The 21,889-nt window shown below is 47.8% G+C and carries 25 protein-coding genes; 14 read left to right on the top strand and 11 right to left on the bottom strand.

The window, feature by feature from the left end; genetic code table 11:
* Nucleotides 1-62: 62 nt before the first annotated feature.
* Complete coding sequence (locus FD47_RS05200) at nucleotides 63-728, bottom strand: potassium channel family protein (RefSeq protein ID WP_054733506.1); 666 nt, start codon at nucleotides 726-728, stop codon at nucleotides 63-65.
* A gap of 18 nt (nucleotides 729-746) precedes the next feature.
* Nucleotides 747-2,084 carry a TrkH family potassium uptake protein gene (locus FD47_RS05195; protein ID WP_040537785.1) on the bottom strand — a complete coding sequence of 446 codons (1,338 nt, stop codon included), beginning with the start codon at nucleotides 2,082-2,084 and terminating at the stop codon, nucleotides 747-749.
* A 141-nt stretch (nucleotides 2,085-2,225) separates the two neighbouring features.
* Between FD47_RS05195 and codA the strand changes: the two genes are divergently transcribed.
* Complete coding sequence (codA, locus tag FD47_RS05190) at nucleotides 2,226-3,467, top strand: cytosine deaminase (RefSeq protein WP_056980151.1); 1,242 nt, start codon at nucleotides 2,226-2,228, stop codon at nucleotides 3,465-3,467.
* Between the two features lie 113 nt (nucleotides 3,468-3,580).
* On the opposite strand, the gene FD47_RS05185 is transcribed toward codA, so the two are convergent.
* Nucleotides 3,581-4,033: a hypothetical protein gene (locus tag FD47_RS05185; RefSeq protein WP_008212823.1), complete on the bottom strand. Its 453-nt coding sequence runs from the start codon at nucleotides 4,031-4,033 to the stop codon at nucleotides 3,581-3,583.
* Between the two features lie 111 nt (nucleotides 4,034-4,144).
* On the opposite strand from FD47_RS05185, the gene FD47_RS05180 reads away from it, so the two are divergent.
* A complete protein-coding gene (locus FD47_RS05180; RefSeq protein WP_054733509.1) occupies nucleotides 4,145-5,068 on the top strand; it encodes a ribonuclease H family protein in 924 nt (307 codons plus the stop codon).
* Here the strand turns inward: FD47_RS05180 and FD47_RS05175 are convergent.
* Nucleotides 5,065-5,625, bottom strand: a complete 561-nt coding sequence (locus tag FD47_RS05175; RefSeq protein WP_054733512.1) for a DUF2179 domain-containing protein — start codon at nucleotides 5,623-5,625, stop codon at nucleotides 5,065-5,067. The two genes, FD47_RS05180 and FD47_RS05175, sit on opposite strands and share 4 nt — an antisense overlap.
* Nucleotides 5,626-5,821: 196 nt before the next feature.
* Here FD47_RS05175 and FD47_RS05170 point away from each other — a divergent pair, with 196 nt between their 5' ends.
* Nucleotides 5,822-6,262: a VOC family protein gene (locus FD47_RS05170; RefSeq protein WP_008212828.1), complete on the top strand. Its 441-nt coding sequence runs from the start codon at nucleotides 5,822-5,824 to the stop codon at nucleotides 6,260-6,262.
* 105 nt (nucleotides 6,263-6,367) lie between these two features.
* Here FD47_RS05170 and FD47_RS05165 read toward each other — a convergent pair whose 3' ends face one another.
* Nucleotides 6,368-7,240, bottom strand: a complete 873-nt coding sequence (locus FD47_RS05165) for an NAD(P)-dependent oxidoreductase (RefSeq protein WP_056980149.1) — start codon at nucleotides 7,238-7,240, stop codon at nucleotides 6,368-6,370.
* Between the two features lie 199 nt (nucleotides 7,241-7,439).
* Here FD47_RS05165 and pgmB point away from each other — a divergent pair, with 199 nt between their 5' ends.
* A complete protein-coding gene (gene pgmB / locus FD47_RS05160; protein ID WP_056980147.1) occupies nucleotides 7,440-8,114 on the top strand; it encodes a beta-phosphoglucomutase in 675 nt (224 codons plus the stop codon).
* Here pgmB and FD47_RS05155 read toward each other — a convergent pair.
* A complete protein-coding gene (locus FD47_RS05155; protein ID WP_054733515.1) occupies nucleotides 8,096-8,464 on the bottom strand; it encodes a DUF488 domain-containing protein in 369 nt (122 codons plus the stop codon). The two genes, pgmB and FD47_RS05155, sit on opposite strands and share 19 nt — an antisense overlap.
* A gap of 44 nt (nucleotides 8,465-8,508) precedes the next feature.
* Between FD47_RS05155 and FD47_RS05150 the strand changes: the two genes are divergently transcribed.
* Nucleotides 8,509-9,138, top strand: a complete 630-nt coding sequence (locus FD47_RS05150; protein ID WP_054733518.1) for a DNA-3-methyladenine glycosylase — start codon at nucleotides 8,509-8,511, stop codon at nucleotides 9,136-9,138.
* A gap of 219 nt (nucleotides 9,139-9,357) precedes the next feature.
* Here the strand turns inward: FD47_RS05150 and FD47_RS05145 are convergent, their stop codons facing one another.
* From FD47_RS05145 to FD47_RS15645, 3 genes are all read right to left on the bottom strand, one after another.
* Entirely contained in the window at nucleotides 9,358-9,858 is a 501-nt protein-coding gene (locus FD47_RS05145; protein WP_054733520.1) for a phosphatidylglycerophosphatase A family protein, read from the bottom strand.
* Nucleotides 9,859-9,924: 66 nt separating this feature from the next.
* A complete protein-coding gene (gene map / locus FD47_RS05140) occupies nucleotides 9,925-10,725 on the bottom strand; it encodes a type I methionyl aminopeptidase (protein WP_056980145.1) in 801 nt (266 codons plus the stop codon).
* Between the two features lie 169 nt (nucleotides 10,726-10,894).
* Complete coding sequence (locus FD47_RS15645; RefSeq protein WP_169790561.1) at nucleotides 10,895-11,062, bottom strand: hypothetical protein; 168 nt, start codon at nucleotides 11,060-11,062, stop codon at nucleotides 10,895-10,897.
* A 220-nt stretch (nucleotides 11,063-11,282) separates the two neighbouring features.
* Here FD47_RS15645 and FD47_RS15640 point away from each other — a divergent pair, with 220 nt between their 5' ends.
* The 3 genes from FD47_RS15640 to FD47_RS05130 all read left to right on the top strand — a co-directional run bounded on the left by FD47_RS15640 (nucleotide 11,283) and on the right by FD47_RS05130 (nucleotide 12,812).
* Nucleotides 11,283-11,459 carry a hypothetical protein gene (locus FD47_RS15640; protein WP_169790560.1) on the top strand — a complete coding sequence of 59 codons (177 nt, stop codon included), beginning with the start codon at nucleotides 11,283-11,285 and terminating at the stop codon, nucleotides 11,457-11,459.
* Between the two features lie 97 nt (nucleotides 11,460-11,556).
* Nucleotides 11,557-12,540, top strand: a complete 984-nt coding sequence (locus FD47_RS05135; RefSeq protein ID WP_054733523.1) for an ROK family protein — start codon at nucleotides 11,557-11,559, stop codon at nucleotides 12,538-12,540.
* A complete protein-coding gene (locus tag FD47_RS05130; RefSeq protein WP_054733526.1) occupies nucleotides 12,537-12,812 on the top strand; it encodes a helix-turn-helix domain-containing protein in 276 nt (91 codons plus the stop codon). Before FD47_RS05135 ends, FD47_RS05130 begins: the two co-directional genes overlap by 4 nt.
* Nucleotides 12,813-12,887: 75 nt before the next feature.
* Here FD47_RS05130 and FD47_RS05125 read toward each other — a convergent pair whose 3' ends face one another.
* Nucleotides 12,888-14,864: a M13 family metallopeptidase gene (locus FD47_RS05125; RefSeq protein WP_082620189.1), complete on the bottom strand. Its 1,977-nt coding sequence runs from the start codon at nucleotides 14,862-14,864 to the stop codon at nucleotides 12,888-12,890.
* A 249-nt stretch (nucleotides 14,865-15,113) separates the two neighbouring features.
* Between FD47_RS05125 and FD47_RS05120 the strand changes: the two genes are divergently transcribed.
* Nucleotides 15,114-16,022, top strand: coding sequence for a polyphosphate kinase 2 family protein (locus FD47_RS05120; protein ID WP_054733529.1), 909 nt, complete (start codon nucleotides 15,114-15,116; stop codon nucleotides 16,020-16,022).
* A gap of 79 nt (nucleotides 16,023-16,101) precedes the next feature.
* Here FD47_RS05120 and FD47_RS05115 read toward each other — a convergent pair whose 3' ends face one another.
* Nucleotides 16,102-16,443 carry a metal-sulfur cluster assembly factor gene (locus FD47_RS05115; protein ID WP_054733533.1) on the bottom strand — a complete coding sequence of 114 codons (342 nt, stop codon included), beginning with the start codon at nucleotides 16,441-16,443 and terminating at the stop codon, nucleotides 16,102-16,104.
* Between the two features lie 190 nt (nucleotides 16,444-16,633).
* Here FD47_RS05115 and ilvD point away from each other — a divergent pair, with 190 nt between their 5' ends.
* From ilvD to FD47_RS05090, 5 genes are all read left to right on the top strand, one after another.
* Nucleotides 16,634-18,340: a dihydroxy-acid dehydratase gene (gene ilvD / locus FD47_RS05110; RefSeq protein ID WP_056980144.1), complete on the top strand. Its 1,707-nt coding sequence runs from the start codon at nucleotides 16,634-16,636 to the stop codon at nucleotides 18,338-18,340.
* Between the two features lie 285 nt (nucleotides 18,341-18,625).
* Complete coding sequence (locus FD47_RS05105) at nucleotides 18,626-18,961, top strand: hypothetical protein (RefSeq protein WP_008212869.1); 336 nt, start codon at nucleotides 18,626-18,628, stop codon at nucleotides 18,959-18,961.
* Between the two features lie 161 nt (nucleotides 18,962-19,122).
* Nucleotides 19,123-20,463 carry a replication-associated recombination protein A gene (locus FD47_RS05100; protein WP_054733535.1) on the top strand — a complete coding sequence of 447 codons (1,341 nt, stop codon included), beginning with the start codon at nucleotides 19,123-19,125 and terminating at the stop codon, nucleotides 20,461-20,463.
* Nucleotides 20,464-20,540: 77 nt separating this feature from the next.
* Entirely contained in the window at nucleotides 20,541-20,774 is a 234-nt protein-coding gene (locus FD47_RS05095; protein ID WP_054733539.1) for a hypothetical protein, read from the top strand.
* A gap of 336 nt (nucleotides 20,775-21,110) precedes the next feature.
* Nucleotides 21,111-21,845: a sulfite exporter TauE/SafE family protein gene (locus FD47_RS05090; protein WP_054733627.1), complete on the top strand. Its 735-nt coding sequence runs from the start codon at nucleotides 21,111-21,113 to the stop codon at nucleotides 21,843-21,845.
* Nucleotides 21,846-21,889 lie beyond the last annotated feature (44 nt).

Genomic DNA, 21,889 nt, shown 5'->3' with positions numbered 1-21,889 from the left:
TGTGTCAACTTGACAGGGTACAGTACCATGATGTGGCCGCCTTTTTAGGTTAGTAGTTTAATTTACTTTGTCGCAAGATCCTCAAACTTCTTAACGTCCTTGCGCGTTCCCAAAATAGTGACCACATCGCCGGCCTTAATGACCGTTGACTGATTGGGAATGGCGGCGTCCTGGTCATCCATATGCGAGAGGGCGATCACGGAGACGCGATAGCGGTTGGTTAGGTCGAGTTCTTTAAGGGTTTGGTTAAAGAGTTTCGGATTCGTTAACTCAAATTCAACGACAACCAGTTCACCCTTGAGCTTCATGTCGTTTAAAATCTTGGGTTCCATCACATGCAGGGCGACTCTTTGGCCCATATCCCGTTCAGGCTGAATGATTTCGTCAGCCCCTAATTTTTCCAACACCTGGGCGTGGCGGGCATTTTCAGCTTTGCAAACGAGATGTTTAACGCCCAAATCTTTACAGATCAGGGTGGTCATAATGCTGGCCTCAAGGTCGGTCCCAATTGCGACAAAGACGTTGTCAAAGTTACCAATTCCGAGCTGCTGCAGCGCTAATTCATTTTGGGTGTCGGCAACGATGGCTTCGGTTGCGACGTCGCGAAATCGGTCGACATTTTCTTCTTTTTTATCAATCACCAAAACCTCTTGATCGTTCTCCAGCAGTGTGTTGACGATACTGCTGCCGAACAGGCCGAGGCCGATGACGGCGTAATTGCTTTTCACGGTACAATCTCCTTACTTTTAGCCAATCATGACGTTTTCCTTTGGATATCTGAAGGCGTCTTCCGGGCGCTTTGAATTGAGCAGTGAATACATGACGGTAAAGACGCCAACTCGTCCCATAAACATTAACACGGCAAAAATTAATTTGCCAATCACGGTCAGGTGAGGGGTGAGGCCCAGCGTGTAGCCGGTCGTTCCAAAGGCTGACACGACATCAAACATGATGTACTCAATCCCAGAGTGTTGCGGAATTTTTTCGGTCAGCGTTAGCACCAGCGTGGCTACTGAGAGCACCACCGCCACCAAAAAGACCAGGGTTAATGACCGGGAAACGTTGCTGTTGGTGAACCGCCGGCCCATAAACGTCGCGTCGCGTTTGCCGCGCAAGGTTGCCCAAACCCGGATCAACAGAATGCCAACGGTAGTGGTCTTAATTCCACCGGCAGTTGACCCCGGGGTTCCGCCAATCAGCATCAAGATCATGGTGAAGAACATCCCGCCCATTGAGATATGGGTTGGGGCGACCGTGTAAAAACCGGCAGTTCGCGGGGTGACTGACATGAAGTACGTGTTCATCAGCCGTTGGAAGAAATCCAGGTGCTGATTTTCACTAAAGTTGCCCTCGGTTAACAGGTAGACGCCGAAGCTCAGAACGATGAGACCAAGATAGGTCGTCAACGCTAGTTTGGTATGCAGACTCAGGTAGTGATCTTCATGATACAGGAGAATATCTTTCCAAACCAAAAAGCCCAGGGATCCCGAAATAATCAAGATGGTCAGGACAAACAGGAAATACGGATCGTTCTGAAACCGCACCAGACTGTTGTCAAACAGATCAAACCCGGCGTTACAAAAGGCACTGATCGAATGAAAAATACTGAAGCCGATGCCCTTTTTGAGGCCATACCGCGGATAAAAGTCAACCAGTAATAATAGAGCGCCCAATAACTGGATGGCCAGCGACAGGCGGACAACCAAAAACACAACGCTGCGGGTATTGGCAAATGTCTCCAGGTTCAGTGATTGCTGGGTCAGCAATTGGGTTGTCAGGTCAACCTTTCGCCGCATAAAGACGAACATCAGGACGGCAAAGGTCATGAAGCCCAGCCCACCAATTTCAACGAGGATCAGGATGACAATTTTACCAAACAAACTCCAGTGCAGCGCCGTATTAACGACCGTCATGCCGGTGACACAGGTTGCTGAAGTGGCCGTGAAGAATGAATTGATGGTGCTCGTGGCCGTGCCATCCCGACTGGCAATTGGCAGCGATAACAAGATGGTGCCGACCAGAATAATCGTGAGAAAGCCCAATGTTAAAATTTGTGGTAATGACAATTTTCCTTGAACGCGCAAGTAATGATTCCCCCTCAAACGATAAATGGTGCTATGTATAATCGCCCGTGTGAGCACTCCTATTATCTCATACTTTTGCGGATATACACCGGCTAAATACGCTATAATAAAGGAAATCCACAATTATGAGGGGCCTGAAATATGCTAATTAAAAATGTTCATATTCAAAATGCCAGCGCGATCAGCGACGTGAAAATTGAAAATGGTCAGTTTGTCGAAATTGCGCCCAAAATCGCGGCTCGTGACGATGAGCAGGTAATTGACGCCACTAATAAATTATTATTGCCGCCATTCGTCGATCCCCACGTGCATCTGGACGCGACTCAAACAGCTGGTGATCCGGAATGGAATCAGACTGGGACGCTGTTTGACGGGATTCGCATCTGGGGTGAGCGCAAGAAGACCCTCACCGAAGCGGATGTGAAGGCCCGGGCCAAACAGGCGATTAAGCGCCAAGTTGAAAACGGCATTCAGTTTGTCCGCAGTCACGTTGACGTGACCGATCCCAATTTGACGGCGCTTAAAGCGTTGCTGGAAGTGCGCGACGAGCTGGCCGATCAGGTCGAAATCCAATTGGTGGCCTTTCCACAAGACGGGATCCTGTCATTTCCTCATGGACGCGAGTTGATGACCCAGGCTGCGGAAATGGGCGCTGACGTGATTGGCGGCATTCCCCACTTTGAATTTACCCGGGAATACGCCGTTGAGTCACTTAAATTTCTGATGAAGCTCGCCGAAACCCACGATAAATTAGTGGACGTTCACTGTGATGAAATTGACGACCCCCAATCCCGAAGCTTGGAAACTCTGGCAACCCTGGCGTTGGAATCAGGGATGGGCGATAAGGTCACGGCCAGCCACACCACGGCAATGGGCTCATACAACGATGCCTATGCTTACAAGCTGTTCCGCTTGTTAAAGCTTTCCCACATTAATTTTATTGCCAATCCCTTGGTCAACACCAACTTGGGTGGGCGCTTCGATAGTTATCCGAAACGCCGGGGGATGACCCGGGTCAAAGAACTGCGTGACGCGGGCATTAACGTTGCCTTTGGTGAAGACGACCTCAAGGATCCCTGGTATCCCATGGGCAACGGTAACATGCTCGACCCGGTTGAAATGGGGATTCACGTTGGCCATTTGATGGGCTACAACGACATCTTGAATTCCTATCAATTTGTCACCACCAATGCCGCCAAGGCAATGCACATCACCGACCATTACGGCATCGAGGTGGGTAAGCCCGCCAACTGCATCATTATGAACAACGATAATTTCTATAATGCATTGAACGAACGATCCGAGGTTCTCTATTCGATTCATCGGGGCAAAATCCTGGTGGAGACCGCGCCAAAACGGGTCACGAACCACCTGAAGCTATAGGGGTTGGCCGCAATTGGGGGTGTGCGGTTGGGCACAAAAAAACGCGCCAATCTTAACGTTAAAATCACGAGGATTTCGATGCTAAGATTCGTGCGTTTGACAACTCAATCAGTTTAGTTGGCTTTTTTAACCTTTTTCGTCGCTTTTTTCTTTGCAATGGCAGCTTTTCTTGCCTTGGATCGTTCACGAAGGATATCTTTTAATGCGTTGATGTCGTCTTCATGCTGATCCTTCCATTGCTTATAAGATGTGCTGGTATCGGTATCGGTTGGTTTAAGTCCGGTATCCAACCAGAAGATTGCTTCCGTTAAGCTTGGAAAATTATGCATCCAAAGCGTTTGCCCATTCTCTGAGTCAAAAGCAACGTAGGAACGTGGGTGGCGCTGGAGAAAAGTATGTTTCCGAATCTTGAAGGCTTCCCGCTTTCTGGTCAAACGATAGTCCGACAAAATGTACTTTCCCTGCTTCTTAAGGCGTGGGAAACGTTCATTGATCTGATCAGAGCGATCCTTCAATAGCGCTTTTGCCTCTTCAATTGTGATTAATGTGGCTTTAGTTCGGGTCATGTGGTCTTAGCCCCCTTTACTACCATTTTCGCATAGATTAAACTAATTGAAAAGTAGATAGAAATATTATACACAAACTTTCTGAAAATTTAGACATTTAGAGGTGATCTTTTGAAATATTATGCCGTCAAAAAAGGCCGTAAGACCGGGATATATACGAATTGGCCGGATACTCAGAAACAGGTGAGTGGGTTTTCAGGCGCCCAGTATAAAAGTTTTGGTCTTCGCCAGGACGCCGAGGACTATTTGGGCGTTTCCCACTCTAAAGAAGATTCCCAGCAACTCGATTTACCGATTGTTCCGGGCCAAATTTTAGTGTATACGGATGGCGGTTCCCGGTCGCACGGAAATCGGCCGGGGGAACACGTTAAGGCCGACGATAAGGCAGCCTGGGCATTTGCCATTCAGCTTGCCGATGACGAGAAACAGATAACCGGCACCGGCGGCGAGTATGGGGCCACCAACAACCGCATGGAGATTATGGCACTGGTACGGGCACTGAGCTTTTTGGTGGCACACGATCACCAACAAGAACCGATCCTGGTGGTGTCGGATTCCCGATACGTGTTAAACGCGATTACCAAGAAGTGGCTGGCCAGCTGGAAACGTCGCGGCTGGAAGCGAAGCGCCGGGCCGCTGGTGAACGCTGAACTTTGGCAGCAGTTAGACGGCCTGTTACGGCAATTTCCAAAGATTAATTTTAAATGGACGAAGGGTCACGCTGACAATTCGGGCAACGTTTTGGTGGATGAGCTATTGAACCAAACAATGGATGCCATGAAGCATCAGGAAGGGGATGCCCCCGATGAAAATGTCACGGTGAAGTCGCTGCCAACTGACTCCGAGCCGCAAAAAGCCGCTTCTGAATCAACTCAGCGACCTGAGCGAAAGAAGCGGCCAATTAAGCTTGACACAGATGATATTAAACCAGTTCATGAGGCCCCAACGCACCTGTCACCAACAACGGAAAAATCGGTGCATGATATTGAAGAAAGCCTCAAGCAACTGGGGCTATTTGATGATGATCAGCATTAATGATGGGTGACGCCGTGATACCGCCGGTCAACTTCCTTACTCCAGAAGCCCCCGGATAATTGAACCGGTTCCTGAACCATGATGAAGGCGTCTGGTGAAATTTCTTTAATTTGCTCCATTAAGCGGCGGTCAGCCTTTCGGGGCGCCAGGATACTTAGCACAAGCCGAGCGCCGGCACGACCTTCAGCCCGGCTTACGGTCACCCCATAACCCAGATCCCGCAGCTTTTCAGCTAATTCTTCGTTGTGGGCGTGGACTGGATTTTGTGGGTCGATTTGGACGGTTACTTGGAAATTCACGTAGCCCAAAGCAATCTTGTCTTCAATGATGATGCCAATATAGATCCCGACACCGAACCCAATCGCATAGGCGGCAACGTTTAGCGGACTGTCAATGTGGTCCAGGGCGATTGCCAAGGCCAGCACGTAAACGACTTCCTCGCCGACCGCGACAATCGGCGCCAAAAATTGATGGCCCTTAACAACCAGCATCGTTCGAAATGTGTTGATTGAAATGTACAGCGCGTTTAATACAAAAATTGTAATGGCTAATCCCATATGTCCCATCCTTTCAGGTACCTTTACTTCTAATTTTACACTTTTTCATTTAGAATAACAGTTTACAGAACGGATGAAGCTTGATTTAACGGGCCGGCGTAATTGTTAACGTTGACAACGATTGCAATTAACGGTATTCTAAAATTTAGGTATTAATGACTAAAATATAAAAAGCAAGGTAAGGGTTGCTGACCTAATGGCAAATACGAAACTAATTCCATATTTAACATTTGAAAATACAAAAAACGCGCTTGAATATTACAAGCGCGTCTTCGGGGCCACCGACGTTAACCGGCAGCCGCCGACAGAGAAGCAGGCTGACGAGATGGCGCTGAATCCTGACGTTGACCTGGATAACCTCACGTTCAAGGCCAGCTTTAAAGTTCTTGGCCAGCAGGTCTTTTGTACTGACAGTTTTATGGGCAAACCCGTCGTGTCATCGTTGATTTCACTGATGTTGGAAGTGGATCAGCGTGATTCCGACGCCGAATCCGATTTGGAAGCCCTCTTCAAGCAGGTGGCCGAATCCGAAGAAGTGAAGGTCATCATGACGTTTGAAAAGAAGTCTTCCGGTAATAAGTACGGTCAAGTGGTTGATAAGTACGGGATTACCTGGATATTTAATGCGGTCAAGTAAGTTAATTAAATCAATCAAAACGGCGTTCAACCTTAGCTCATGGGGCCTTGGTGAACGCCGTTTTTTCTGCGCTCTTTGTACAAATTTTGAGAGTGTGGCGGCATCTTATTGATGATTATCATCCCGGTAATCCGGCAACGCCGTATTCTTCGTGGTAATATCAATAAACCGCGCCTTGCCATTAGTCGCGTCGACGGCCTTTTGTAGCCGCTCCTGGGCGTTCTTAACGATTGAGAGTTCCAGGACCTTGTCGGTGGCTTTAACCAGCTCATCAACGTCGGCCACGGAATCCTTGAGCGGCCGCGGATTGGTTTGGTCGAGCGCCCGCACGACAACCGCCTTGAGGGGGCCCATCTGGAGCAATTTCAACGTAATGTCGTAATCGATTCCGTAGGCGTCAGCGAGATCAAGGGTTTCCCGGATCCCGGCTTCGGCCGCCATGATGCCGTCGTTGGTGATTAATTTGAGCTTGGCGCCATTGCCTAATTTACCGGCGTATTCAACCGTGCCCATTAAACTCAGAACGGGTTCGATGCGGTCAAATGCCGTTTTGTCGCCGCCGACAATAAAGACTAATCCAGCTTCTCTGGCGTACTTAACGCCGCCGATCATCGGCGCGTCCAGCAGATAAGTATCCGCGGGCATTTTGGCCTGAATGGCGCTGATCTTGTCTGGATCCAGCGTTGACGTGACAACCAGGGCGGCCTTAGGGTCGAGATAGGTCACGATTCCCGGCTGGTCCTTCTCACCAATGTGAAGCGCCAACACATCCGAGGACATGACTGACGTTATCACTAACGCTGCGCCCTGAACGGCATCTTTCAGCGAGGTTGCAACTTTAGCGGCCGGATATTTATCGTGCTCGGCAGCCATCTTTTCAGCGTCCCGGTCCCAAATAGTGACCTGGTGACCCGCTTTTAACAGATGCGGCACCATATGTGATCCCATGTCACCGATGCCAATAAATGTGATGTTCATAATGATTCCCCTTTGCATTCATAGTCAATAACTTGTTTCAAATGGTAAAACATTTTGCGAATAATAACCAACATTTGCATTCCTGAACGGAGTCATCGAAACCGATCGTGAATTCATGGCAATTAAGGGCTGACATTGGCTTTCGGACCGCACTCTGTGATATAAATGACTTATACGAATCATCAGGAGGGACGACGATATGAGTGACTTTTCGAAGGTTAAAGGGGTCTTATTCGACCTTAACGGGATCATTACCGATTCGTGGGCTTATCACAGCAAGTCCTGGCAAGAAATCGCGGCCCAGTTGGGAATTGCGTGGTCATCGCAACTGGAAGAAGGGATTAAGGGGCGGGACCGGATTGATTCTCTGAACGCCATTTTGGCAGCTGGCGGTATGGCTGATCAATTTTCCGCCGACCAAAAGGAAGCTTTGGCTGATAAGAAGAATGCGATCTATCAAACGATGCTGGACAAGATGAATCCGGGTGATATTCTCCCTGGAATCATGCCGTTTCTTGACGAATTGGTGGCCAACCATTATAAAATCATCATTGCGTCAGCCTCCGCCAATGCTCCCAAGGAAATTCGGAAGCTGCAAGTGGAATCCTATTTTCCACTAATCGTTGACTTAAAGGAAATAAGGCACAACAAGCCGGCCCCGGACGTATTTGCCAAGGCTGCTGAAATGCTGCATTTGGCGCCGGATGAATGTGTCGGCATCGATGATGGCATGGTGGGCGTCGAATCGATTAACGCCGCCGGAATCGTGTCGATTGGCGTTGGCGATCCCAAGGTACTAAAAGAGGCCGCCATTAATTTCATGACGACCCGTGAGTTGACGCTTGCAAATATCGCTCAGGCTTGGCCTAAGTGATCCTCAATATATGTTTTTAAAACAACGGCTTGATTATGTTCCCGGTCCTTGGCGCCATAAAGAAGGATGACGTTGCCGGTCTTCAATTTATCGGCAATCTGGGTAATAAAGGCGGCTGTTTTTTCGTTTTGGTCCAGTTCAGCGATGTATTTGGTCTTAAAGTCCGGAAACTTTTCCGGGTCGTGGGAGAACCACGACCGTAATTCTTTAGTCGGGGCAATTTCTTTTTCCCACTCGTCGAGTTTGGCGTTCACCTTTGAGATGCCCCGAGGCCAGAGACGATCGACTAAAATTCGGTACCCGTCGGTGTCAGCGGGCTTATCGTAAATTCGTTCCAATTTAAGTGCCATTGACAATTCCTCCTATAAATTTTGATAGTGAAAGCGATGATAGTTTGAGAACCAGTGATCCATTTTACGCCAGTGCTTCAACTGACGAGATTGCCAAACAAATGCTGGGGATGCTGCTGACATATGAGTCCCCCAAGGGCAAGGTCGGTGGCTGGATTGTCGAAACCGAAGCCTACATGGGTCAAAAGGATTCTGCCGCCCACGCATTTAAGGGCCGACGAACCGCATCCAACGAGCCGCTGTATGGTCCCCCGGGTACAGTTTACATCTATTCGATCCACGGGCGTTACTTACTTGATGTTGCCGCCCAGGAAAAGGACGTTCCCCAAGGAGTGCTGATCCGCGCGATTGAGCCGACAATTGGTAAGGATATTATGCTGACAAATCGGGCCAAGGATGGGGTTGACCTGACCAACGGCCCCGGTAAATTGATGGAAGCCTTTGGAATTTCGGATAAGAAAATGAACATGCATATCTTTGGCGACGTCGCTTTAGATATTCACCAGGACGAGAAAAAAGTCCCCGCTGCCATTGAATCGTCCAATCGCATTGGCGTTTCAAATCAGGGGGACTGGGCCACTAAGCCACTGCGGTATTTTGTTAAGGGGAATCCCTTTGTGTCCGGCATTCGTAAGCGGGATGTGGATAGTGAAACGCGGGGGTGGCGGGAGTAGGTTGGCTGGTTGGTTGCAGGTTGGTTGCCTGGTAGATAGTGGTTGGTGTCCTGCTACCTAGCTGAAACGTGCTCCGACGGCCATGCTGAAAGCATTGCCTAGCCCTTTTGAGGGCGACAGCCCAAGTGCTAACGTCTAAGGGCAAAGAAGCAAAAATCCAAACCCGGGATTTCCACTTCTTTGCCCTTAGACACCGCACTTCCCGGGCTTCGTCGCACTCTAATTATTTCTATGCGCTATCTTCGCCGACACCGCACTGGCTATGGCTCCCACTATATCGTCAATGAACGTATTCGACTGGCCGTCCTTTGCCTCATCCAATTTGCGGACAATTCCTGACTTATCCTTATCCACGTAGCCATAATTGGTGATGCCAATCGTGCCGTAAATGTTGGCGATGTTCAGCGCGATTCCTTCATCCACCCCGAAAACGCCCGAGTCATTCATGATGATACTTTCCAATGGTTCTTTCAGGAGCCCCTGGGTTGCCAGGCGATCCAGTTCCAAACCAACCATCGCGTTATTCAACACTTCTCGTTTGTGCAGGACGTCGTTGGTATCTTTTCGCACCTCATCCAACGATAAGTTGGGAATGTAATTTTTTTGGAGTTCCATGGCCATTTTGGAAATGTCATCCGGGACGACCCCACGTTTTCTTAACGTTTCAATCACAAATTCATACGCTTTTGTATCAGGGAATTTAAAGTCTTTATTATTCATACGAAAACCTCCTTGTACAGAAAAGCCGGGACAAAATTAACATTTTGCGCCCGGCTTTTTGTTTTTTTAGAATTCAGGTAAATACTTCTTATCAATATCGGGATCTTGAATTGTCAAGATCTTTGGGCCATCCTTGGTGATTGCCAAGGTGTGCTCGTACTGGGCCGATGGCGTGCCATCAGCTGATACGTAGTAGGTCCAGTCATCCTTCTTGTCATAACGGTCACTGATCTCCCAAGTGCCCGTATTGACCATTGGTTCGATGGTGATGGTCATACCTTCCTTTAACCGCAAGCCACGATGAGGGACCCCGTAAGCAGGGACGTTTGGCTCTTCGTGCATGGAAGGTTGGATGCCGTGACCAATCAGCTCACGGACATCGCCCATGTGGTTTTCGTCCTCTACATAGGTCTGAATTGCGGCACCAATGTCACCCAGCCGGTTGCCGATGACGGCCTGATCAATTCCAAGATAGAGGGCGCGCTTGGTCACATCCATCAACTTCTGAACTTCTGGTGACACCTTGCCAACCGCATATGACCAGCAAGAGTCACTTTCAAAGCCGTCTTTGTTAACGGTTAAATCAACTTTGACGATATCGCCGTCCTTTAGAATCAACCCTTTACGGGGAATTCCGTGGGCAACTTCGTCGTTGACGGAGACACACGTTGCAAATTTATAGCCTTCAAAACCCATTTCTGAAGGGTAGCCACCGTGTTCTTTAATATATTTACGAGCAAACATTTCAATATCCCAAGTGTCCAATCCGGGCTTAATCATGTTCCGTAAGCCCAAGTGGACGCCGGCCAGCACCTTACCAGATTCGGCCATCTTTTCAATTTCTCGTGGTGATTTTAATGTAATCAAGTTTGTTTTGCTCCTTAGATTAATGTTCAAATAAAAAACATGCTAAATAAATTAAAACACACTTGGTTGGCTTTCTGCAACCGAAGTGAGTCAATTGGCGATTGTGAGGGGAATGAGACCAAACAAAATGAGGTTGGCAACAAAACGCTCGTTTCGCTTCAACCTCGGGTTATGCTTCATCGATAATGCCCTTTTGCAGAGCCTCGAGAATTAATTTAACTTCAGTGATTTTAGAATCAACCAGGTACTGCATGGTTTCATCCTTATCTTTCTTTGCGGAATTCATTTGATCGTTTAAAAACTTCAATTGATCATGAAGATATTCGGTTAGTTTCATGATGGTCACCTCACAGGTTCTCTTTACTATATTATATATCATTTATGACAAATGGACATTAATATGTTCTCATACGTCTATCAGCTATTTCGCTTGGTTATTGGGATTGGTCAATATAAGTTAAATAGTGAACAAACCCATTCTATCATAAAATTTGTTGATATGACATTTGAAATACTATTAGTTTAGAACTATTCTAAATAGTAAGGGGATGACATAAATGGTTCAAAATATTTGGTTGAAGTGGGGCTTTGTATGCTTCTACTTGATTATGGGCATTTTGCTGTGGTTAGGTGACAGTATGGTGGTCATGTACATGATGGTCATCGGGATGTTTTTGGAAGCGTTGATCAGTCTCATTGACTCCTATCGAAATCAGCACCGACCACGGTTCTAATGTTCGGCTTTTAAAGTGCCAGTCACCAGAATTAGCTCTTCACCGAGTATAATAGAGACAAATAGAACGATGAGGTAATGACTGAGAAGGTGATGGCGTGACAAAAGCATATTATTTAGGGATTGATCTTGGCGGGACGAATATTAAGGCTGGGCTATTTGATGACCAGTTAAAATTAGTGACCAAGCAGCGAACGCCGACGCATGAAGAAAACGGTCCCCAAGCGGTTCTGACCAGAATTTATCAAGCGTGTCATGATTTGGTAACGGCGGCCAACGTGGACTGGGCTTCCGTCGTGGCACTGGGGCTTGGGGTTCCTGGTCAGATGGACGTTAAAGCGGGATTGTCAATCTTTTCACCTAACTTTACGGATTGGGAGAATGTGCCGGTTGCTGATATTTTAAGCAAGCAGCTTGGCAAACCGGTCTTTATCGACAACGACGTTCGGGTTGCCCTGTATGGTGAGGCGGCCTTCGGGGCGGCTAAGCAGGCAAAAGACGTTGTTTTGGTCACTCTAGGAACCGGGCTAGGAGCAGCGGTAATGCTGAATGGCAAGGTCGCATACGGCGCCTCTGATAGCGTTGGCGAACTTGGTCACATGAATATGTATCGCCATGGTGGTCGGCTGTGTGCCTGCGGGAGCTCCGGCTGTCTGGGCCGCTACGTGTCCGGTCGTGGATTGGTGAAGACCATGCAGGAAAAGCTGGCGGCTGGTCAACCAAGCATTATTTCCGACTGGTTGAACGATGGTCAGGAATTGACGGCAGCGCTCATCTCGGATGCCGTTGCCAAGGGAGATGCGACTGCTCAGGAAGTCTTTAAAGAAACCGGTGAACTGTTTGGCTTTGGGCTGGTCAACGTGGTTAATCTGTTAAATCCGGAGTTGATCATTCTTGGCGGTGGGGTTGCCCAAGCCGGCGAGCCGTTGTTTAAGTACACCAAGCAGGTGATCCATGACCGGGCAATTGCGGTTGCCAAGAAAGCCGTTCATTTAAAGTTGGCTGAGTTGGGACCGGCTGCCGGGATGTATGGGGCGGCGGTGTATGCGAAGAAGCGGCAATCAACGGAGGAAAAGATATGACACCAACCGAGAAAATGATTGAGGCCCAAAGACAGCGTAGCGCGGCCTATAAAGAGGCTGATGATTTTTATAACCAGCAAAACGCCTACGCAGTTGAAATCTCTAATCTTAGAAAGCAAGTTGGGCTTACCCAGAAACAGCTTGCCGAAAGAATCGGGGTGCCGCAGTCGACGATCGCGCGCTGGGAGTCCGGCGACAGCAATATTACCATGAAAAATATGGAAAAGATTGCCCATGCGGTTCATAAGAAATTAGTGGTAACGTTCAAATAAAATAGGGCTGAATTCAACCCACTGTCAATGACAGCCGATTGGATTCAGTCCTATTTTTATATCATTATGTTAAATCTACCAAATCTTCACCCGATCTTCAGGCTTCAAATACATCCCGTCGCCGGGCTTTACTTCAAAGGTTGAATAGAAATCGTCCAGGTTCTTAACCTGTACGTTGGCCCGTAATTCAGCCGGTGCATGGACATCGATGTTCAGCAGCAATTGCTTGTATTGATCGGTGGCCTTCATCCGCCAAATTTTGGCCCAGTTGATGAAGAAGTCGTAGAGGTTGAAATCCTGCTCGTTCTTTGCTGCTTCGTTGGCGCAGCTGAGGCCGCCGCCATCTGCGATATTTTCCGAAACCGTCAGCTTGCCGTTGACCTTACTGCCGGCAAACGGAATGCCATCGAATTCTTTGATCATCTTGTCAGCTAACTTGGTGAAGTACTCATGATCTTCCTTGGTCCACCAGTTGTTCAGATTCCCAAGTTCGTCGAACAGGGAACCGTTGTTATCAAAGGCGTGGGAGATTTCATGCGCAATGACCGCGCCAATGCCGCCGTAGTTTTGACTGGACGACTGCTTCAAGCTATAGAACGGTGCTTGGAGAATCGCAGCTGGAAAGACGATCAGGTTCTTGAAGGGATCGTAGTAGGCGTTCACGGTGCTGGCACTCATTTCCCAACGGGTTCGGTCAACCGGCTTTCCCAGTTTGGCAAAGTTGTCGGCAATACCGATTTCACCAATCTTCGACATGTTTTCAAAGAGGGTGCCGCCCTGATTTTCTGGGGTGATGTGGTACTTATATTCAATCTGATCGATATGATCCGGATAACCGACGTGCAGTTCTAGTTTGTCGAGCTTGACAATCGCCTTTTTCTTGGTGTTTTCACCCAGCCAAGTGTTGTTTTGCAGGCGGTTCTTATAGACGTTGATCATGTTGCGGACCATGTGCTCAACGTCGGCTTTTGCTTTGGGACCAAAGTATTTCTTGCCGTAATAGTCGCCAATGGTTTGGCCAAAGGTGCCGGTTGCCAAGTAGAACGCCGACTTCTTTTGAGGAGTGGCTTCTTTCTTGCCAGATAAGGCGCGGCTGAAGGTGGAACCGGTTTGGCGGAATTCTTCCGACAGGGTGCCGGCAGCGCCATAAACCGTGTTAACCAGCATCCAATTCTTCATATCTTGGAAAGTGGTCTCATTAGCAATGTCATCCAGGGCTTCAAAGTACTTCGGCTCAGTTACGATGATTTGATCAGGAACCTTGTCGAATAACCCCGCTGCCAACTGATTAATATCAAAGTGGCTGCTGGATTTCGCAAAGTCGCTGAATTTCTGCGGGTTGTACATCTTGCTATAATCGGCAGACTCTTCGGCTGACTTGACGTGGGGTGCGATGGCCGCATCGAATTTCTTCGCGGATTCAACGATCTCGTCGGCTTCGCTGCTGCTGTAATCGGCCAAAATCAGAAGCTGACTGAGGGTCTTGGTGAGAATTGGCATCAGTTGTTTGTAGGCTGGATTGTCATTTTCGTAGTAGGTGCGGTCAGGCAAGAACAGGCTGGCGCTATTGGCAAACAGGGCGTTGACCCGGGTGTTCTTCATGTCGGGTTCGACGAAAAAGCCAAATGGCAGTGGATAACCGGTTTTGACCCAGTCAACAATTTGGGCGTTCAGGTCGTCAAAGTTTGAAATGCCTTCAATTTTTTCAAGGTAGGGCTTCAGCGGCTCAGCTCCATCGGCGTCCCGTTTCTTAAAGTTTTGAGCTAATTTATACAGCTTCAGCATTTCTGAGAACGGGGCTTCAAAGCTGTCGACATTTTTGTTTTCAAGCTCGTCGAGATCACTCATGAGCTGCTTATCAATATTGTCATTTAAATCCATGAAGCCGCCGGTTGAGGAATGGTCGGCAGGAATTTTGGCGGTCTTTTCCCACCTGCCGTTGACGGCCTTGTATAGGTCATCTTTCAATAATGACGTGTCAATCGAATCATTCGTCGATTGATCGGCGTTGCCGCCTTCGCTGTTATTGGCGCTTAAAAATTGGTTTCTCAAACGAAATTCCTCCTTGCTGAATAAAGTTTCATAAGTATAGGTGGTTCCGCGGCTAAAAGCAACGGCCTTAACGAAATTATAAGGCGTCAGCCAACCAAATCACCGTCTGTTTTAAGTATACGCTTAATGAACGGCAAAACGCGGAATCATTCCCTGCACAACTGGCAAAAATGACAAGCAAATTTCCGCTGGAAGCTGGCAACTGTGCTATCTTTAAGGTGTTAATCAAAAAATGATGGGGGAATAGCAATGGATTCCAAAAAAGCATCGAAGAAACAATTTAGCCGTGAAAAATCATTTCGTTTCAATGGGGATCACGACCTTAAAATCAAAAAGATCCCGACTTATGCCACTGACGAAAATTTAACCAAGACCGATATTAAGGCCCGGATTGAAACCAACATTACGACCTTACAAGATTTGCAGGGCAAGTTATACGCGCAAAACCGGTTTGGCCTGCTCGTCATCTTTCAGGGGATGGATGGTTCCGGTAAGGACAGCATGATTCGTCATATTTTAAGTGGTGTCAATCCCCAGGGCTGTGAAGTAACCAGCTTCAAGCAGCCGACTTCGATTGAATTAAATCATGATTACATGTGGCGGATTCATCGCCACGTGCCGTCACGGGGGATTATTGGGATTTATAATCGTTCCTATTATGAAGACGTGCTGGTTAGTCGCGTGCACCCTCAATTAATTGTGGATGCCCACATTGGCGGCATCAAGGATCTGGACCAAGTCGACGACGGCTTCTTTGATGACCGTTTCAAAGACATCAACTTCTTTGAGGATTACATGACCAGAAATGGGTTTATGGTGTTGAAATTCTTCCTGCACATGTCAAAGGACGAGCAGAAGGACCGGTTCAAGCGCCGGATTGAAATGCCGGACCATAATTGGAAGTTCTCTGCCGCCGATATTCGGGAACGCCGGTATTGGGATAACTATCAAACGGCTTATGAAAAGGCGATTACCCACACGGCAACCAAACAAAATCCCTGGTACATCATTCCATCCGACGATAAGTGGTATTCGCGGCTTTGCGTCTCGGATATTATCGACCGGCGGATGAAAGAATTACCGTTGAAATATCCGGATTTGGATGCCGCAAATAAGGCGCAGTTGGAAAACGCCCTCGACGAGTTGGAAAACAATTAAATAGATTCATCAAACAAGCCTTCGGTCACTGCGCCGGCGGCTTGTTTTGGTGTTGGGACAACTAAAATTATGTATCTGGTCAACGAACGGCAATCCCTAGCTCTGCCCGGCCAATCCGGCTGATTCGAGTGACTTCCCATTTAGGGGTCCAAACAACTTCAACGGAAACTTTGTTGATCCCGTCGATCTGGGTGAGGGCGTTGATAATATCGTTGGGCACGGTATCCATGCAGCCACAGGCGATTTCTGTAAATGTTGTGATAATTTTGCAATGGCCATCCGCATCCAAATTGATTTCATAAATGAGACCAAGATTATAAATGTCTAAGCCGATCTCCGTGTCATAAACCGTTTCTAATTGATCGACCAACTGATCGCTAATTGCTTTGGCCCGATCGTTTAACTTAATGTCATCTCTCATATTAACCACCCTTTCAAAAAAATGTGTGACTGTATTTTTTCATATATCACGGGATTTTTCAAGTATATATTTTAATTATATTTTAATGAGCACTAGAAAAATTCTGAACTTGTGTTAGAATTCGGTTACAATAGCATTAATTTGATTAGTGTTATACATATTATTGTTTGCGTTGAAAGGAGAGATTTGAATGGCAGATGATCAGGATTCACAAGATCTGCGAATCAGAAGTCACGTCTACGATGGCATGGTTAAGTCACCTAACCGGGCTTTAATGCGGGCAACGGGAATGAAGGACGAGGACTTCAAGAAGCCGATTGTCGGCGTTATTAGTACTTGGGCCGAAAACACGCCCTGTAACATGCATTTAAGAGGGTTCGGCGATCTGGCCGAAAAGAGTGTTCGTGACGCTGGCGGCTGGCCGGTTCAATTTGGAACAATCACCGTTTCTGACGGGATTTCAATGGGAACTCAGGGGATGCGTTACTCGCTTCCTTCCAGAGATATCATTGCCGATTCAGTTGAGACGGCCATTCGGGGCCACAACTGTGACGCGTTTGTCGCAATTGGCGGCTGTGATAAGAACATGCCGGGGTCATTAATTGGGATGGCCAACGCTGAAGTACCGTCGATTTTCGTGTATGGGGGAACCATTTCCCCAGGTAAATTAAACGGCAAAGACATCGATTTGGTTTCGGTGTTCGAAGCTGTCGGGAAGTGGAACGATCACGATATTCCCGCCGAAGAAGTGCGGCAAATTGAATGTAATGCCTGTCCCGGACCCGGCGGCTGTGGAGGCATGTACACGGCCAACACCATGGCTTCAGCAATTGAAGCCTTGGGAATGAGTTTACCAGGTTCCGCCTCTCATCCGGCGGAAAGTCCCGAAAAGAAGCAGGATGTCAAGGATGCCGGCGAGGCTGTTTTGAACCTGTTGAAGAAGGGTATCTATCCTAAGGACATCATGACTCGTGACGCCTTTGAAAATGCGATCACCGTTGTCATGGCACTGGGTGGTTCAACCAACTCAACGCTGCACTTACTCGCAATGGCGCATGCCGCTAACGTTGACTTAACCCTGGATGACTTCAACACGTTCCAGAAGAAGGTTCCTCATTTGGCTGATTTGAAGCCAAGCGGCAAGTACGTCTTCCAAGATCTGTTCAATGTTGGGGGCGTGTCAGCCGTGATGAAATATTTGCTGGCCAACGGTTACCTTCACGGTGACTGCATGACATGTACCGGCAAGACGTTGGCTGAAAACCTCGCTGATCAGCCAGATCTGAAGAAGGGTCAGGACGTCATCATGCCTTTGGATCACCCAAAGCGTAAGGATGGCCCATTGATCATCCTTCACGGTAATTTGGCTACTGAAGGTGCGGTTGCGAAAGTCTCTGGCGTTAAAGTTAACCATCATGAAGGGCCTGCGAAGGTCTTCAATAACGAAGAGGACGCGATTGACGCCGTTTTGGCTGATAAAGTTGTGCCTGGTGACGTGATTGTCGTTCGCTACGTTGGCCCTAAGGGTGGCCCTGGCATGCCGGAAATGCTCTCACTGTCCGGTATTTTAGTTGGTAAGGGTCAGGGTGAATCCGTGGCGCTGCTGACTGACGGTCGGTTCTCCGGTGGCTCCCATGGGGTCGTGGTCGGCCATATTGCCCCTGAAGCGCAGGACGGCGGCAACATTGCCTACCTGAAGACTGGCGATACTGTGGTTATTGACTACGATACCCGCGAAATCACCATGAAGGTTTCCGACGAAGAAATCGCAAGACGAAAAGCCAAAACCACGATTCCACCCCTTTATTCACGGGGAGCGCTTGGCAAATACGCGCACATCGTCTCCAGCTCCGCAAAGGGTGCCGTCACTGATTTCTGGCATAAGGATGAAAATTAAGATTACAGAATCGGTTTCACATTAGCTGAAATGATTTTGGCTCATTTTCAACGAAATATAGAAAGGACTGGCGCAAAGTTAAAAATTTTGCGCCAGTCCTTTTTCGTCCCGAATGTTGTTAATTGGTAAAAATTAAATAAAAGTTGATATGGCAACGCTTTCACCCGATTCAAGGCTTGAACTTCCCGGCATTCTGTTTAGAATGAAAATTAGTAGATGAGATGAGAGACTCATTTACAAATCGATCTAAGAATTGATTTTGAGAAAGAGAAAGGAAGTCTTTTTATGGCTAACGAAACGAGTGAACAATGGCGTCAGTCATTGAAATCTAAGGAAGCCTTCCAAGACTTTGTTAGAAAGTATTTTAACAACCATCGCGAAATGAAGGGTCATTACGATGACTCAATTTACTTTGAGGATTACGACATTCATTTGGACAGTAAGGATGGACTGGTCGTCACTTTGACAACCGGATCCTATACTGGTCAAGGAATGCCAATCAAGGATACCGAACACGTGTCAGTAGAGGACTTCCGTCAGTTACTATTAAACAAGCGGTTTGCCAAAGCCGACGTATCGTTGCCGGATGCATTCCATATGGCAGCTGACTTAGTGGCTTAATTTGAAAACACAGCGCTCCTTATGATAAATGACTTTCAATTAAAAGTGGGTCGGCTAGTTTAGTCGATCCGTTTTTTTATGGAAATTAATTGACGAATTGAACGTATGTTCGTATAATAAAAGGAGAATGATTAATCCGTTTCGAGAACCGAGGTGCGATCGTGAAACAGGAATCGTTATTTGTGGGTAATGACCTTGCTAACCAGCCGTTGGCCAGCCGGGTGCGACCGCGGACGCTCGCAGAATTTGCCGGCCAGCAGCAATTATTAGGCAAGGGTAAAGTCCTGCGGGAAATTATTGAGAGCGATCAACTGCCGTCAATCATCTTTTGGGGCCCACCGGGTTCTGGAAAGACGACCCTGGCGGAAATTATTGCCCGAAAAACCAAAGCCAAATTTGTGACTTTTAGTGCGGTGACCAGCGGAATTCGCGATATTCGTAACCTCATGAAGGATGCGGAAGCCAACCGGGACATGGGCGGCAAAACCATTGTGTTCGTGGACGAAATTCACCGTTTTAATAAGGCCCAGCAAGACGCCTTTTTACCGTTCGTTGAGAAGGGCAGTATCACCTTAATTGGGGCGACAACTGAAAATCCCTCCTTCGAAATTAATTCGGCTTTGTTGTCGCGATGCAAAGTCTTTGTTCTGAAACCGCTGCAGGTGACCGATATTGAACAATTAATTCGCCAAGCCCTCGTGCATCCCGACGGGTTTCCCAAACAGAAAATTGAAATTGGCGATGAGGCCATTAAGCAGATTGCTGAATTTGCCAATGGCGATGCCAGGGTCGCGCTGAATACGCTGGAAATGGCCGTTAATAACAGCCCAACAGCCGATGGGGTCACGAAGGTTGCCACCGATAATTTACATCAGTTAATGGCGACCAAATCTTTTCTTTACGATAAGAGTGGTGAGGAACACTATAATTTAATTTCTGCGCTGCACAAATCAATGCGAAATAGTGATGCCAACGCGGCCGTTTACTGGTTGTCCCGGATGATGAACGGCGGTGAAGATCCGTTATACATTGCCCGGCGCTTAGTCCGGTTTGCCAGTGAAGACATTGGGTTGGCCGATACCAACGCTTTAAATGTCGCCGTCAATGTGTTTCAGGCCTGTCAGTTCATTGGCATGCCAGAGTGTGACGTTCACTTAACCGAAGCGGTTATTTACCTGTCGTTAGCGCCCAAATCGAATGCGATTTATAAGGCGAAAATGAAAGCTGCCGAAGACGTCAAGCACTCGGTCAACGAACCGGTTCCGCTACAACTACGCAACGCCCCAACCTCATTGATGAGTGATCTGGGGTATGGGGCTGGTTACCAGTATGCTCACGAATCCAAGGCTAAGCTGACGAATATGCAAACGATGCCGGATTCTCTCATTGGCCATACCTACTACGAACCCACCGAGCAGGGTAATGAAGGGCGATTTAAGCGTCGCCTGGCTCAAATCAAAAAATGGGAAGCTGAACATGATTCTCCTAATCAGGAACAATGACTAACCGCGAGCCTTCTTTGATGCTCAATTTAAGAAAATCAACTATAATGACATCAAAAAGGGGGGACTTTCAAATTATGGAATTGTCACAAACTGATTTTGATATTCTAAACGCGATTAAGACGGGACGAGTTGGTGGTGGAACGCTGATTAACCACTTCGTTGACTATTGCGATAATGCAATTGGCGGTCATCCACAACCACTGATTGACGCTGGTCTCATCAAGAGTGATGGCACATCGGTTGACGGTTTGACCGATGCCGGTCTAGCAGCTTGGCAAGATTATAAAGATAAACATCCAGTCGCATAAACGCGAACAAGTCGGTTCCAGTAACCCCTGAGGGAAGTGGAAACGACTTTTTATTTGGTGTCGACTGATTTGTGAGTGCCTGAAGCATGGACTGGCTAACCCGCTCATTTTATCTTTCGGAAGCCACCTAGTATACTTAAGTTAACTTAAATAGGTGGCGTTTAACGGGATGGATTATGTGATGAAATGGCCCTTATTTGTGGCGTCGCTTTGGGTCTTGGGGTGGTCAATTGGTACCTATGGATTCCTGAAAAACTGACTCTTTGCTGGGATTGTGAGATCGACTTAGTACCGCCAATGACGAAATAATCAAAAGAAGGTTGGGTTTTTACTGTGATGACACTGGTCTTAATCGTATTAATCGCGCTGTTCGGCGCCCTTGTTCGAACGGTGTTTGGATTTGGCGAAGCGCTGGTCACCATGCCATTGCTGGCTTTGTTGGCGGTGAACCTGCAAACGTCGGTCGCGTTGATCGGCGCGCTGGGGTTAATTGTCGCGCTGCCGGGGGCCATTCGTTACCGGGTCCACATCAACTTTGCGGTCGTCCGGCGGTTGGTCACCGGTTCGCTGCTCGGCGTCCCGGTGGGAATTTTGTTGATTAAATACGTCGACAAGACAATTATCATGCGGATCTTCAGCCTATTCTTGATTGGGTACGGGACTTATTGTTTAATTCGAATTCACCAGCATCGGGTGAGTCCGCCCAAGTTTCAGGCTAACGGATACGACTATTTAGCCGGTCTGATTTCCGGCCTCATGGGGAGCGCTTATAACAGCCACGGGGTGCCAATTGTGGTGTATGGCACCCTGAAAAAATGGCCGGTCATGGAGCTGCGTGGTATTTTGCAGGCGCATTTTTTGTGTGTCGGGATATTAGTCGTCGCAAGCCAGGCAGCTGCCGGATTCTGGCACATTGAAGTTGCGGAACTGTTGGCAGTGATTATCCCGCTGCTGCTGATTGTAATCCCGCTTGGCAATTGGCTGGCTGACCACATCAATAATGCCCAGATGGTCAAATACGTTTACGGCTTATTGGTGGTGTTTGGCATTCTGCTATTTTTGAAGGCATAATTCGATATGTAAAGTCGACAATAAAAGCGGCTGGTTCCCGTTAC

The sequence above is a fragment of the Lentilactobacillus parafarraginis DSM 18390 = JCM 14109 genome, from assembly GCF_001435895.1.
Lineage (GTDB): Bacteria > Bacillota > Bacilli > Lactobacillales > Lactobacillaceae > Lentilactobacillus > Lentilactobacillus parafarraginis.
This window is presented reverse-complemented; position numbering and strand designations above follow the sequence as displayed.